This is a genomic window from Mycobacterium szulgai (assembly GCF_002116635.1).
Lineage (GTDB): Bacteria > Actinomycetota > Actinomycetes > Mycobacteriales > Mycobacteriaceae > Mycobacterium > Mycobacterium szulgai.
Map to the genome: position 1 here is coordinate 1 of NZ_LQPW01000021.1, position 13,751 is coordinate 13,751.

Sequence of the window (13,751 nt, forward strand, 5' to 3'; positions counted from 1 at the left end):
CTCCGCCAGCATCCGCACCTAGGCCTCCGGTTCCGCCGGCACCTCGGCGGCCACTGGCAGCGGCGGCGCCGGCGGGGATGGTGGTGCGGTGGGCCTCTACGGTCGCGGCGGCGATGGGGGGTCCGGTGGGACGGGCGTGGGCCAAGTCGGTGGGAATGCTGGATCGGGCGGCAAAGGTGGGCTGATCGGCGACGGTGGGGCCGGTGGGGTCGGCGGATTCGGCGCATTCGTAGGCGGAGCCGGCGGCGCCGGCGGCGCGGCCGGGCTGATCGGCTCTGGCGGGCTCGGGGGAGATGGCGGGGAGTCCAACATCGTGAACGGGCCGGGCGGTAACGGCGGCGACGGGGGCCTGCTTTACGGGGCGGGCGGTGACGGCGGCAACGCAGGAACCGGCGGCTCGAACGGCAATAACGGAGGCAACGGCGGTAATTCCCTGCTGATCGGCGATGGCGGCGACGGCGGGGCCGGCAGCGGGGCGCAGCATGGTGGCGCCGGCGGATCCGGCGGGCGCTTGTACGGCAGCAACGGCCAGGGCGGCATCTAAGTCAGTGCACGCCGCGGTCTGGGCCGGTCGCCGCTGAAGCCGCGCACGACATAAGCTCGCACGAACTCCGCGACGACGGCGGGATCGTCCATATCCAGCGTCGACGACGGTGTGCTGAAGAGGGAGAACAATATTCGCGCGAACCATTCGCCGGCCGACTCGACATCGAGGTCTTTGCGGACCTCACCGGTGAGCTTCGCCGCCGAGAGGTGGGGTGCGAAGAAGTCGACACATTCCCGTAGCAACACCGCGGCGTCCTTGGTCAGCAGCAGGCTGATCGCCTCTTCGTCGAAGTATTCCTCGGATGCGATCGCCCGGCGCGCCTGACTAACGAAAACCGCTGCGTGGCTCAGCCTCTCCTCGAGTGAACCGCCGCGGTCCATGGCCTTGGACATCTCCCGGTAGAACTGCTCGGAAGCGTGTTCGGCGCAGGCTTCCAGGATGGCGCCTTTGTCGCTGAAGTACTCATAGACGGTGCTGCGTGAAACGTTGGCTGCCTTGGCGATGTCGACGATCGTCGCCTTCTGCAGCCCATGTCTGCGGAAGCAGGCATACGCGGACTCGATGATGAGGTCGCGAGTGTCCGTTTCGGCGGCTTGGGCGGTCATCAGGGAACCAGCGCGCCGCGGGGCACCAGACCGGCGTCGGCCGAGGCGAAGGCCTGGTTGACGTCGGCGAGATGAAATGGCTTGGGCATCAGCCGGCCGAACGGAAAACTGGTGTGCTGCAGGAAGGACAAACCGATCGCCAGCGTCACCGGGTCATAGAGCATCACGCCGCGCACCGACTTGTTGCCATAGACCAGCACGCTGGGATCGAGTTCGAAGGTGCGTCCCATGCCGATGTTGCCGACCTCCAGCAGGGTGCCGCCGTTGTTGAGGAACCCGATGCCGTCGGCGATCACGTTGGGCACCCCGACCACTTCGAGCACCCAATCCGCGCCGATCCCGTCAGTGCGGCGGTGCACCTGCTCGGTGACTTCCGCGGTCGAAATACCGCTGGCGTCAATGCAATGAGTTGCACCGAAGTCGGCCGCGACGTCGAGCCGGCCGGGGATCTTGTCGATGACGATCACCTCGGCGGCCCCTGCGGTACGCGCGACGGCCGCGGCGTTGATGCCGAGCCCACCGGCACCCTGGATGACGACGGTGTCGCTGAGCCGAACGTCGCGCAGCGCGAACAACACTTGGGCCAGAGCGCAATTGAGCGGCGCGACAGCCTCGTCGGCGAGGTCGTCGGGCACCTTGTACAGCGGCTGGCGCCGGGAGGTGTAGTAGTACTCGCCGTAGGCGGCGACGAAGTGCGGCGGCTGGTTCTGGGTGCGGAATTCGCCGGCCATCAAATTCTGGCAAGCATAGGAGCGGCCCCGGGCGCAGGCGTGGCATTGCCCGCACGTCCAGAAGTATGGTGTAACAACCCGATCGCCCACCTTGAGCGGCTTGCCGGTCGCGTCGTTGGTCAGTCCTGAACCGAGTTCGGCTATCTCGCAGACCATTTCGTGACCCATGGCGAACGGGCAGGGCAGCGGCAGCTCGCCGCGGAAGATGTGTAGGTCGGATCCGCAGATGCCGGCCATCCGCAATTTCAGCGCCGCGGTGCCAGGTGCGGGTGTGGTGAGGGGAAACTCGGCGAGTTCGATCGGCCCGCCGTATGCGCTCAGCAGTGCGAGCTTGGGCATGACGCTCCTCTCAATCGGCCGGCGCGAGAATGAGCCCGCTAGTCGGCACCCCGGTGCCCGACGTGACCAGCACATGTTCGACGTTGTCGACTTGGTTGCAGGAGGTGCCGCGCACCTGACGCACTCCTTCGGTAATGCCGTTCATGCCATGGATGTAGGCCTCGCCGAGCAGCCCGCCGTTGGTGTTGATCGGGAACTCGCCGCCCAGCGACAGGCGTTCGACGGTGGCGAAATCCTTCGCCTCGCCGCGTCCGCAGAATCCGAGTTCCTCCAGTTGGGTGAACACGAAAGGCGTGAAGTGGTCGTAGATGAAGGCGGTTTGAATGTCCTGGGGCTTGAGTCCTGAATCCCGCCATAGCCGGTCGGCCACCACACCCATCTCGGGCAGTCCGGTGATGTCCTCGCGGTAGTAGCTGGTCATCATCTCGCCGTTGGCAGCCGCGCCCTGTGCGGCCGCGGTGATGACCGCGGCTGGCTGACGTAGGTCGCGGGCTCGTTCGGCGCTGGTGACGACCAGCGCCACGCCGCCGTCGCTTTCCTGGCAGCAGTCCAGCAGGCGCAGCACGGGTTCGACGATCCAGCGCGAATTCTGGTGGTCTTCCAGTGTGATCGGACGTTGGTAGAACCAGGCGTCGGGATTCTTTGCCGCGTGCGCGCGATCGACGACGGCAATCCTGCCGAAGTCTTCGTTGGTGACACCGTAGGTCGACATGTACCGCTGGGCGTGCAGCGCGACCCAGGCTGCGGGAGTGAGCAATCCGAACGGTGCGTAGTGCGCCATGAACAGGGGCGTCTCGGCGCTGGTGCGCCCGCTGCCGCCGAATCGCATGCCAGAGCGCTCGTTGAATGCGCGGTAGCACACCACCACATCGGCAACGCCCGTTGCGACCGCCATAGCCGCGTGCACCACGGTGCCGGCAGCCGCTCCGCCGCCGTGCGGCACCCGGCTGAAGAAGGACAGGTCGCCGATGCCCACGTTGCGCGATACGTCGATCTCGTCGCTGGCGTCCATGGTGAAGGTGACCATGCCGTCGACGTCGCCGGGGGCCAGGCCGGCGTCGTCGAGTGCGGAACTGACTGCTTCGCAAGCCAATTGGAGCTCACTGCGCCCGGATTCCTTGGAGAACTCGGTCTGCCCGATGCCCACGATGGCACAGGTCCCGGGCAGGCTGCCGCTCATGCTGGGTCCCTTTCGAGCAGGCTGAGTACCGCCGTTCCGGAGACGTGATTGCCAAGGCTATTGGCACCGGCGAAGGTGATCTCGACGAAGTTCTCCCCTTCTTCGCCTTCAGTTTTTCCGGTCACACTGCCCGTGAAGCGCAGCGGGTCGTCGGGAAAGCAGGGCACGCCAAGGCGGATCGACAGATTCTTGACCATCGCCTCGGGCCCGGCCCAGTCGGTGAGAAACCGCACGCAATATCCGTTCGTGGTCAAGATGTTCATGAACAGGTCCGGTGACCCCTGCTGCTTGGCGTAGTTGCGGCAGTGGTGCACCGGCATGAAGTCACGCGATGCGATTGCTCCGGCGACGATCATCGTTGTGGTGATGGGGATTTCAAGCGGCGTTACCTCGTCGCCGACGGCGATGTCAGCCCACTTGAGGGTTGTCTTGGTTGTCATGCGTTTCCTTCCGCGTAGGCCGCGCCGAGGCGGGCAAGCTGCTGGGTGGCCGGGCCGAGGGCGAGCTCGTTGTGCTTGGCCCAGAGGAAGTAGCGGTGCAGGGGATAGGAGAGGTCTATCCCGATTCCGCCGTGCACGTGCTGGGCGGTGGCGGCAACCCGGGCACCGGCTTCGGCCGCCCAGAATTTGGCGATGCGTGCCGCCCGATCGGCGGGCCGTCCGTTGGCGACGAGCCAGGCGGCATGCCAGGTGGTCCAGCGGATGGCCTCGACGTCGATGAAGGCATCGGCCATGCGCTGCTGGACGGCCTGGAAGCTGCCGATCGGGCGTCCGAATTGCTCACGCCCCGTGGTGTATTCGGCCGCGATGTGCAACGCGCGGTCGGCGACGCCCAGCTGGATCGCACACAGCCCGATCAGGGCGCGGGTGTAGAGCGATTCGATCGGCGCGTCGACCCGGTCTTGCCCGGAAACGGCTGCGCCATCGAGGAATACGTCTGCGTGCGGCTCGCGGTTGGTGGTTGGCACCGGACGGATCTCGACGCCGGGAGTGTCCATGGCGAGTAGAAACAGCCCCACGTCACCAGCATCGGTGCGTGCCGGAATCAGCACCGTGTCGGCCAATTGAGCGGCGGGCACCAGCTCCTTGGCCCCGTCGAGGCGCCACCTCGCGCCGTCGCGTCGCGCAGTGGTGGCCGGATCCGCGGCGTGCGAGCGGCCCGGCTCGGCCAGGCCCGCGCTCAGGATACGTTGTCCGGCAACGACGCCCGGCAGGAAGCGCTGCTGTTGTTCGGCGGTTCCATACCGTGCGATCGGGTCGGCTCCCAGGACCAGCGTCGCGTAGGCGGGCACCGGTGCGACACTCCAGCCGACCTCGGCCAGCAACACCCCGAGTTCCACGAATCCGCCGCCGTTACCGCCTACCGGCTCTGGCAATGCGGTGCCCAGGAGATCGACGCTCGCGAGTTCGGTCCACAGCGCCTTGTCGTAGCGGGGTTGCGGGCCGGCTTCGAGCTCGGTCATCCGTTCTGGGGTGGCCCGGCGCTCCAAGAGCTCGCGGGCGAGTTTGGAGATGGCTTCCTGTTCTTCGGTGAACGTGAAATCCATAACCCGTTACCCAGCCGGCCGAAACTGGTGCAGCACCAGGTCCCCGCTAGCACCGTCGAAGGTCTGATAGCAGACCCCGACCGGCATCCCGACCGTGACGTCCGCCGGGTCGATGCCGCACAGGTTGGAGACCAGCCGCACCCCCTCGGCGAGTTCAACCAGCACCACGATGTAGGGGTAGTCGAAGAACGGGAAGCGTGGCTGGTGCGGCATCACGTAGCTGTACACCGCGCCGCGGCCGGACGCCTCGATGGTCTCCCACGCGAGCGAACGGCAGTGCGGGCACATCGGGCGGGGCGGATGGCGCAGCGTCGCGCAGTCGTAGCAGCGCTGGATCAGCAGCTTGTGTTCGCGTAGCCCGTTCCAGAAGAACTCGGTGTCCGGGCTGATCGCCGGGGCCAGTCGGGTCGCCATCAGCGCTCCGGCCGGAATCGCAGCACCCGGAACCGCTGGCGCCCCAGCACTTCTCCGTGCTGGTCGGTGTAGGTGGTCAGCCAGGTCAAGAAGAAGCCGGTGCCCAGTGCGGTCTTCTTCTCCTCGGAAACCGATTCGTACACCGTCGTCGCGCTGATCACATCACCGAGCCGGGGGTAGCGTTCGATCTCGAACTCTGAGTTGGTGGCCACCGTGCTGGTGTAGCCGGCCTCATCGAGGAATGCCGTTGGGTTGGAATTGATTTCGACGGGGGCGCCGCCACGGTCGCCGATTCCTTCCAGCAGTGGTGCCGGCATCGTCCAGGTCTGCAGCATGACCGGCGGTGACACGATCCCGCCGAACCTGGATCCGGCCGCGAACTCCGGGTCCAGGTAAACGGGATTCATGTCGGCCAGCGCATGCGCCCAATGCCGGATCATCGGCTGGTTGACCGGATCCGGCGCCACCGACGGTTTACCGGTTCCGCCCGTCGGCTGGCCGACGAGCGCCTGCACCTTGGCTTGAATCGAGGCTTCGACTTCTGAGTCGGTCACTAGGCAGATCCTCCTGATTTATCTGTTGCTCGAAGGTCACGAGGTGCCCGCGGCATGAGCAACCCGGCCATGGCGATGATGTCCCGCTGAATCTCATTGGCACCGCCGCCGAATGTATTGATCACGGCCTGGCGATACGCGGCTTCCAGGGCGCCGCGCAGCGGGGCATCGGCGCCGCGGCGTATTCCGTTGCTGCCCAGCACTTCCAGCAGCTCACGGGCAACCTGCTGGGTCAACTCGGTACCGAACACCTTTGCCGCCGACGCCTCGCCCATATTCAGGATGCCCTTCGTGATCGCGGCGTTGACCCTGGAGTTGACTAGCTTGTACGCGGCTACCTGTGCCTCAACCCGGGCCAAAGCCAGCTGCACCCAGGGCTGATCGATCACGCGGCCACCGTCGAGTTCGGTGGACTGCGCCCACTCCAACGTCTTTTCGAAAAGCGGCTCGAGCGCGCCGAGGTTGCCCAGGGCTGCCCGTTCGAAGTTCAGCTGGGTGGTGATCAGCTGCCACCCCTGGCTTTCGGTCCCCACCAGTGCGCTCGCCGGTACCCGCACGTTGTCGTAGAAGGTGTAGAAGGTGGAGATGCCCGGCATGGTGTGCAACGGTTGCCAGGAGAATCCGGGTGACGAGGTGGGCACGATGAAGATCGAAATGCCCTTGTGCTTCTTGGCGTTCGGATCGGTGCGCGCGGCCAGCCAGATGTAGTCGGCGTAGGCGGCGCCGCTGGTGAACATCTTCTGCCCGTTGATCAGATAACCGTCTCGGTCGCGGATGGCGGTGGTGCGCAGCGCAGCCAGGTCGCTACCGGCGCTCGGCTCGGAGTAGCCGATCGCAAACTCCACGCTGCCGTCCAGAATCGCCGGCAGGAACCGCTGCTTCTGTTCCTCGCTGCCACACTGCATCAGCGTCGGCCCCACCGTGTTGAGTGTCACCAGCGGGATGGGCGCGTTGGCCCGGCGGGCCTCCTCGGCGAAGATGAACTGTTCGATCGCCGAGAAGCCGCGTCCGCCGTACTCTTTGGGCCACCCCACGCCCAGCAGGCCGGCGTCGGCCAAGGCACGTATACAGTCGCGTACCGCGGGACCGCCCTCGATTTGTTCGCTGATCGCTGCCACACGATCGGGTGTCATCACCCCCTGCAGCGTGGCCCGCATTTCGGCGCGCAGCTGCTCCTGCTCGGGCGTGTACTCGAGTTGCACCGCTCAGGCCCCCAGCCTCACCGGCATCCGTTTCACCCCGGGCACCATGGTGGCCCGCACCCGGCTTACCGGACCGGCCAGTTCGAGCCGGGGAAAGCGGTGCAATAGCTCGTCGAACAGCAAACACGCCTCCAGGCGCGCCAATTGCGCACCAAGACAGGAATGTTCACCACACCCGAAGGCGATATGTGGGTTGGGGTGCCGGGTCACCTTGAATTCTTCGGAGTCGCTGCCGAAGACGTCCTCGTCCCGGTTGGCCGATCCGTAGAGCATCACCACCACGTCGCCCTGGCGAATCGACTGACCGCGGATCTCGACGTCGGCCGTTGCGGTGCGCGCCATGTGCACCACCGGGCTGTTCCAGCGCAGCATCTCCTCGACCGCGGACGGGATCAAAGCGGGATCGCCAACCAGCAACTGGAGTTGGTCGGGATGCTCGATCAGCGCCTGGGTACCCAGCGCGATCAGGTTGCGGGTGGTCTCGTTGCCGGCCACCAGGAGCAGGAAGGCGAAGTTGACCAGTTCGTCGTCACTGAGTGAATGCCCGTCGATCGCCGCGTTGACCAGGATCGACAACATGTCGTCCCGCGCCCGTATCCGCCGATCGGCGATCAACCGGTGGAAGTACTCGTAGAGCTGGCCGGCGGCCACCAAGGTGTCGAGTTCGATTTCGGGGTCGGCGGTTCCGGTCATGGCGTCCGACCAGGCCCGGAATTGTTCCCAGTCGTCGGGCGGCGCGCCGAGTAGCTCGGCGATGATGCGGGTGGGCAGCGGAGCGGCGATCTCCTCGGCGAAGTCATGGGTGGAACCGGGTTCGACACCGTCGAGGATGCCGCGCACGATCTCGCGGATCTTGGGCTCCAGGATGGCCACCTGACGCCGGGTGAAGCCGGCGTTGATCAGCTTGCGCAGCTGCCGGTGCCGCGGTGGATCGGTGAAGATGAGGCTGCCTTCCTGGACCGGGTTCGCCAGCGCCGGGTCGGGAATGGTGATGCCCTTGGTCGAAGAGAACAGGGCCGGGTTGCTCGACACGAAACGGACGTCTTCGTACTTCAGCAGCGCCCAGAAATCGGTGACGTCGTTCCAGCAGACCGGCGCAGTTGCACGCAGCTCGCGGTACGCCGGAAAGGGGTCGCCGGCGTAGAAGTCGGGCGAGTGCAGCGGGAAACGAGGCCAGTGCAGCGGAGTAATCGTATGCACGGCGAGCCTCCCGCGATCCGACAGATTGGCACGATCTGTCCTATCAGTCGTGTCTACTCCGCTACCCTTCCTGCTGTCAATACGGTCACAACATATTGGAACAGTGATGAATTCGTCCCGATGGTCATTGACGTGCCGGTCCGACAGGTGTACACCGGGTTGTTAGATGACCGACGCTCTGGACGGGACGCAGATGGCTGGATTTGTTGACACCTACCAGCTCTACATCGACGGACGGTGGGTGGAGCCGGAGGACGGACGCTACGACGACATCTCCCCGGCCACCGAGGCCGTCATCGCCAGTGCACCGGATGCCAGCGTCGGCCAAGTCGGCGCGGCCATCGGGGCCGCGCGCCACGCATTCGACGAGGGGCCATGGGGCACCATGACCCCACAGGAGCGCGCCGGCTGCCTGAATCAGCTCGGCGACGCGCTGCTGAAGCACAACGACGAATTATTCGCACTGTCGCAGGTCGAATGGGGCTGCATCGCCAATGAACGCGTGATGCAGGTCGACGGCGCAGGCTACATGTCCATGCGCGCCGCCCAGCTGGCCGCGACGCTGGCCGACCGGCCGGTTACCGGAATCGGGGCCGGAACGACTCTGCTGCGCTATGAGCCGCTTGGCGTCGTCTCGATTCTGACGCCATGGAACTTTCCGCACTGCCTCAACGTCATGAAGGTCAACAACGCGCTGGCCGCGGGCAATACCGTCGTGCTCAAACCCTCGCCGCTGACGCCGCTGGCCGGGCTCGCGCTGGCGCGGCTCATCGACGAGCACACCGACATTCCGCCGGGAGTGGTCAATGTCGTCACTCCGTCGGGTCTCGAGTCCGCGAAGCTGCTCACCACCGATCCGCGTATCGACATGGTCAGCTTCACCGGCAGCTCGGCGGTCGGCTGCGAGGTCATGTCCGCCGCGGGACACACCATGAAGCGGATCTTGCTGGAATGCGGTGGGAAGTCCGCGAGCATCATTCTGGACGACACTGAGGTCACCGACGAAATGCTGCAGCAGATGCTCTTCGACTGCTGCTCACTACATGCCGGGCAGGCTTGCATTCTGCACAGCCGGCTGCTGCTTCCCGATTCCCTGCACAACGAGGTTATCGATCGGCTGGTCGCGCTGGCCCGCGACGTAAAGGTCGGCGATCCAACGGATTCCGACGTGCAAATGGGACCGCTGATCAGCTCCGAACAGCGCAACCGGGTCGAGGACCACGTTTCGCGGGCCCGCAGTGACGGGGCCAAGGTGGCGGCCGGGGGCGGTCGGCCGGCCGGTTTGGATGTCGGATTCTATTACGAGCCAACGATTCTCACCGACGTCGAGCCGGATTCGACCATTGCCCAGGAAGAGGTGTTCGGCCCGGTGCTCAGCGTGCTGCGCTACCGCGACGACGACGATGCAGTCGCCATCGCCAATAACTCCAAATACGGATTGTCCGGCGCGGTATGGGGTTCCGACGTGGACCGGGCCGTCGGCGTTGCTCGGCGGATTCGCACCGGCCAGATCGCGGTCAATGGTTTCAGCCCGGGTGACGCGCCGTTCGGTGGCTTCAAACTCAGCGGCTTCGGCCGTGAGGGCGGCGGAATCGGCGGGCTGCATCAATACATGGAGCCGAAGGCCATCGGGACTCCCTGATGCCGGGACCCTTCACCGGGCTCCGCGTCGTCGAGATCGCTACCGAGATCTCAGGTCCCTACGCCACGAAGCTGCTGGTCGACCTCGGCGCCGAGGTCACCAAGATCGAGCCGCCCGGCGGAGATCCGCTGCGCCGCTGGGGCCCGTTCCCCGGCGGGGTATGCGACCCGCAGCGCGCCGGGTTGTTCGAATACCTGAACGCCGGAAAATGCTGCATCACAAGTGATCTCGAAGGTGCAGCAGAGTACATCGCGTCAGCCCAGGTACTCGTCGAGGATGTGCCGCCCGGCACGCTGGACTCCGACACCCTGGGACGGCTCAACCAGAACCTGGTGGTGCTCCGCATATCTGCGTTCGGTCAGACCGGACCGTGGCGTGATCGTCCGGCAACAGCGCTTACCCTGCAGGCTGTTGCGGGCTGGGTGAGCGCCAGGGATTCCGAGCGTCCGCCCGTGCAGGCCGGCGCCCGCATAGCCGAATACGTCGCGGGCGCCTACGGCGCGCTGGGTGTGCTGACCGCATTGCGGCTGCCAGCCCCGGGACGGATCACCGAGGTGGACGTCTCGCAATTCGAGTCGCTGCTGTCGACGCTGCCCTACCCGATGTTGATGGCCGAGCGGATGCGCGGTCTCGGCCTGCCGGCCAACGTGCGTTCGTCGCCGATGCTGGGTGTGGTACGGGCCGCCGACGGCTGGGTGGGCATCAACTGCCTCACCGGCCAGCACTGGCTGGACGTGTGCTCGATGCTCGGCCTGCCGGAACACGCTGAACAACAGATCGCGATCATGCTGGGTGGCCCGGAACGCGCCGAGTTCTTCGCCAAGGCTGCGCCGTTACTCGCCGAGCGGACGGTCGCCGAAACCGTCGAACTGAGTCAGGCATTGCGCATTCCGGCCGCACCGGTCAACGACGGCGCCACCGTGTTGGACTGTCCGCAATACGCCACGCGCGGGTTCTTCGTCGACGGTGCCGGATTCCGGCGGCCCGGGGTGCCGTTCCGGTTCACGAAACCGATGGCGGCACAACCGAATCCGGAGCCCAGGCTGGAGACGCGGGCCGAATCGCCGTTCGCGGGATTGCGGGTCCTGGATTTGAGCACCTTCTGGGCGGGCGCCTACCTGACCTGTTACCTCGGCGCGTTCGGCGCCGACATCGTTAAGGTCGAGTCCATCCAGCGCCCCGACGGGCATCGCTATTCCGGTGCATTTCCCTTCGAGGGCGACGACTGGTACGAGCGCAGCGCCATCTGGCAGGCCACCAATCTGAACAAGCGCGACCTCACGCTGGACCTGACCTCGCAGACCGGCCGCGACATCGCCCGCCGCCTGGTCGCCCAGTCCGACGTCGTGGTGGAGAATTTCTCGCCGCGAGTGGTCGAGCAGTTCGGCCTGGACTATCCGTCGCTGGTCTCGGTCAAACCCGACGTGATCATGGTCCGGATGCCGGGGTTCGGCCTGGAAGGCCCGTGGCGCGACTATGTCGGCTGGGCGCTGAACATCGAGCAGACCTCCGGCATGTCGGCGGTCACCGGCTACGCCGACGGCCCGCCGTGCAACCTGCAGGGGCCGGCGGACCCCATCGTCGGCGTGCACGCGGGCGTCGCGCTGCTGGCCGCGCTCGAGCACCGGCGGCGGACCGGGCAGGGTCAGCTGATCGAGATCGCCCAGATCGAGGTCGCCGCATGTGTGACCGCCGAACCGGTTATCGAGTACTCGATGAACGGTATGGTGCGGCCTCGCGAAGGAAACCGCCGGCGCGGTTATCTGCAGGGCGTGTACCCGACATGCGAAGACGGCGGGTGGGTGGCATTATCGATACCCGATCAAGGCCGGCTTGACCACGATGTGTTCGACGAGATGGTGGCCGCCTGGACGCGAACGCAGCCGGTGGCTGTGGTCGTGGAAACCCTTCGGGCCCAAGGCATTGCGGCAGAACCGCTGACCGCGGCAGACCAGATGTATGACCTCGCGCAGCTCGACGCGCGCGGATTCTATGCGCAGTTCGAACACCCGATCACCGGATCGCGCCGCTACCCGGGCTGGCCACTTCGCATCACCCCGGGACCGGTCGAGCACCACCGCACGCCCCCGCCGACACTCGGTCAGCACAACGACGAAATCCTCTGCGCGCTGGGCTTTTCCGCAGCTGAGCTGGCCGAATTACGTGACCGGCGGGTCATTGGAGAGCATGTTTTGAACGCCTAGGGTGTGTGACATCATCCCGAATGGGGTGCTGCAGGGTCATTCTGCACATGGTGCCCGGGCCCCAATTCCGTGTATTCGAATAGTGACATCCAGCGGGTGTCGATCTGTTCGACGAACAACACGGATCAAGAATGGGTACAGCACATGGCCTCGCGGTGGCCGCCCCGGCGTCGGCGACGATTCCGGAGTTGTTTGCCGCACTGGTAGCGCGCACGCCTCACGCGCCTGCGCTGCAGGCTGATCACCACCGTCTCAGCTATGCGCAGTTGGCACAGCGAGCGCATCGGCTGGCCGCACGACTGCGGGCTTACGGGGCGCAACCGGAGACCATTATCGCGGTGGCCCTACCCCGCGGGGTGGAACTGGTCACCGCGGTGCTGGCAATCAGCCAGACCGGGGCGGCGTATCTGCCGATCGATGTGAACTATCCCAGTCAGCGCACCCACTACATGCTGGCCGACGCCGCCCCGCACTTCTTGATCACCGACCGCGCGACCGCGCCCAGCTTGCCCGAGACCACCGTCCCCCGGCTCGTGCTGGACGACCTAGACGCCGATTACGACCCCGACCTGCGCGGCATGGCCCCCCGTCCCGACGACCTGGCCTACATCATGTACACCTCGGGGTCGACCGGCACGCCTAAAGCGGTGGCCGTAACGCACCGCAATGTGGTGCAGCTGGTGGCGAACCGGTGCTGGGCTGCGGGGCACGAACGCGTGCTGATGCATTCCTCCGTCGCGTTTGACGCCTCGACGTACGAACTGTGGGTGCCGCTGCTGCGTGGCGGCTGTCTGGTCATCGATTCCGGCTTCGGCCGCGATGTCAGCGCGCTGATCCGGCTGATTGCCACGCATCGGGTGAGCGCACTATTGCTCACTCCGGCGATGCTGGACCAAGTGACCGCGGAGTCCAGCGCCGATGATCTGGCGTCGCTGCGTCAGTTGTGGGTGGGCGGGGATGTGGTGTCCTCGGCTGCGGTGGGCGAACTGCGCGCGGCCCATCCTCGGCTTGCGTTGATAAACGGCTACGGACCAACCGAAACAACCATGGCCGCAACGTATTACGTCTGTGCCGGAGGGGATGGGGTGGCAGGCGCGCCGGTGCCCATTGGTGGTCCGTTGGACGGGGTGCGGCTTTACGTGTTGGACGCGAGGTTGGCTGCGGTGCCGGCGGGGGTGGCGGGTGAGTTGTATATCGCTGGTGCCGGGGTGGCGCGCGGGTATCGGGGCCGAGCGGGGCTGACGGCCTCGCGGTTTGTGGCGTGTCCGTTCGATGCGGCGGGATCTCGGATGTATCGGACCGGGGATGTGGTGCGCTGGAATGCCCAGGGCGCGTTGGAGTTTGTCGGCCGCGCCGATGATCAGGTCAAGGTCCGCGGGTTCCGTATCGAGCCCAGCGAGGTCGAGGCGGCGCTGACCGCCCACCCTGCTGTTGCCCAGGCGGTGGTCACCGCACACGGCGACCAGTTGGTGGGCTATGTGGTACCGGAGCCGGGGCCGGAGCCGGTGGTTGGTGAGGTGCGCCGGTGGGTGGGGGATCGGTTGCCGGAGTTCATGGTTCCCTCGGTGGTGATGGTGTTGGATGGGT

13 protein-coding genes are annotated in these 13,751 nt (G+C 66.1%); 4 read left to right on the top strand and 9 right to left on the bottom strand.

Features of this window, described 5'->3' with window-relative positions; genetic code table 11:
• Nucleotides 1-88: 88 nt before the first annotated feature.
• Nucleotides 89-544 (top strand): hypothetical protein, encoded by a 456-nt coding sequence (locus AWC27_RS30830; RefSeq protein WP_169726728.1) that lies wholly within the window; start codon nucleotides 89-91, stop codon nucleotides 542-544.
• Here the strand turns inward: AWC27_RS30830 and AWC27_RS06000 are convergent.
• Genes AWC27_RS06000 through AWC27_RS06040 form a run of 9 tightly spaced genes read right to left on the bottom strand, consistent with a single transcriptional unit; the run spans nucleotide 541 to nucleotide 8,318 of the window.
• Nucleotides 541-1,152: a TetR/AcrR family transcriptional regulator gene (locus AWC27_RS06000; RefSeq protein ID WP_085669655.1), complete on the bottom strand. Its 612-nt coding sequence runs from the start codon at nucleotides 1,150-1,152 to the stop codon at nucleotides 541-543. The two genes, AWC27_RS30830 and AWC27_RS06000, sit on opposite strands and share 4 nt — an antisense overlap.
• Nucleotides 1,152-2,222 (bottom strand): zinc-binding dehydrogenase, encoded by a 1,071-nt coding sequence (locus tag AWC27_RS06005; RefSeq protein WP_085669656.1) that lies wholly within the window; start codon nucleotides 2,220-2,222, stop codon nucleotides 1,152-1,154. The genes AWC27_RS06000 and AWC27_RS06005 overlap by 1 nt, the downstream gene beginning before the upstream one ends.
• Nucleotides 2,223-2,232: 10 nt before the next feature.
• Nucleotides 2,233-3,402 (bottom strand): lipid-transfer protein, encoded by a 1,170-nt coding sequence (locus AWC27_RS06010; RefSeq protein WP_085669657.1) that lies wholly within the window; start codon nucleotides 3,400-3,402, stop codon nucleotides 2,233-2,235.
• Nucleotides 3,399-3,842, bottom strand: a complete 444-nt coding sequence (locus AWC27_RS06015; RefSeq protein WP_085669658.1) for a MaoC family dehydratase — start codon at nucleotides 3,840-3,842, stop codon at nucleotides 3,399-3,401. The genes AWC27_RS06010 and AWC27_RS06015 overlap by 4 nt, the downstream gene beginning before the upstream one ends.
• Nucleotides 3,839-4,948: an acyl-CoA dehydrogenase family protein gene (locus tag AWC27_RS06020; RefSeq protein ID WP_085669659.1), complete on the bottom strand. Its 1,110-nt coding sequence runs from the start codon at nucleotides 4,946-4,948 to the stop codon at nucleotides 3,839-3,841. The genes AWC27_RS06015 and AWC27_RS06020 overlap by 4 nt, the downstream gene beginning before the upstream one ends.
• Nucleotides 4,949-4,954: 6 nt before the next feature.
• Complete coding sequence (locus AWC27_RS06025) at nucleotides 4,955-5,362, bottom strand: Zn-ribbon domain-containing OB-fold protein (RefSeq protein ID WP_085669660.1); 408 nt, start codon at nucleotides 5,360-5,362, stop codon at nucleotides 4,955-4,957.
• Nucleotides 5,362-5,916, bottom strand: a complete 555-nt coding sequence (locus AWC27_RS06030; RefSeq protein WP_085669661.1) for an FAS1-like dehydratase domain-containing protein — start codon at nucleotides 5,914-5,916, stop codon at nucleotides 5,362-5,364. The genes AWC27_RS06025 and AWC27_RS06030 overlap by 1 nt, the downstream gene beginning before the upstream one ends.
• Nucleotides 5,916-7,118 carry an acyl-CoA dehydrogenase family protein gene (locus AWC27_RS06035; protein WP_085669662.1) on the bottom strand — a complete coding sequence of 401 codons (1,203 nt, stop codon included), beginning with the start codon at nucleotides 7,116-7,118 and terminating at the stop codon, nucleotides 5,916-5,918. Before AWC27_RS06035 ends, AWC27_RS06030 begins: the two co-directional genes overlap by 1 nt.
• A 3-nt stretch (nucleotides 7,119-7,121) precedes the next feature.
• Nucleotides 7,122-8,318, bottom strand: a complete 1,197-nt coding sequence (locus tag AWC27_RS06040; protein ID WP_085669663.1) for a cytochrome P450 — start codon at nucleotides 8,316-8,318, stop codon at nucleotides 7,122-7,124.
• Between the two features lie 193 nt (nucleotides 8,319-8,511).
• Between AWC27_RS06040 and AWC27_RS06045 the strand changes: the two genes are divergently transcribed.
• From AWC27_RS06045 to AWC27_RS06055, 3 genes are all read left to right on the top strand, one after another.
• Nucleotides 8,512-9,960 carry an aldehyde dehydrogenase family protein gene (locus tag AWC27_RS06045; protein WP_085669665.1) on the top strand — a complete coding sequence of 483 codons (1,449 nt, stop codon included), beginning with the start codon at nucleotides 8,512-8,514 and terminating at the stop codon, nucleotides 9,958-9,960.
• Nucleotides 9,960-12,164 carry a CaiB/BaiF CoA transferase family protein gene (locus tag AWC27_RS06050; RefSeq protein WP_085669664.1) on the top strand — a complete coding sequence of 735 codons (2,205 nt, stop codon included), beginning with the start codon at nucleotides 9,960-9,962 and terminating at the stop codon, nucleotides 12,162-12,164. The genes AWC27_RS06045 and AWC27_RS06050 overlap by 1 nt, the downstream gene beginning before the upstream one ends.
• A 131-nt stretch (nucleotides 12,165-12,295) precedes the next feature.
• The coding region (locus tag AWC27_RS06055) for an amino acid adenylation domain-containing protein (RefSeq protein ID WP_139836794.1) at nucleotides 12,296-13,751 on the top strand (1,456 nt) is incomplete at its 3' end.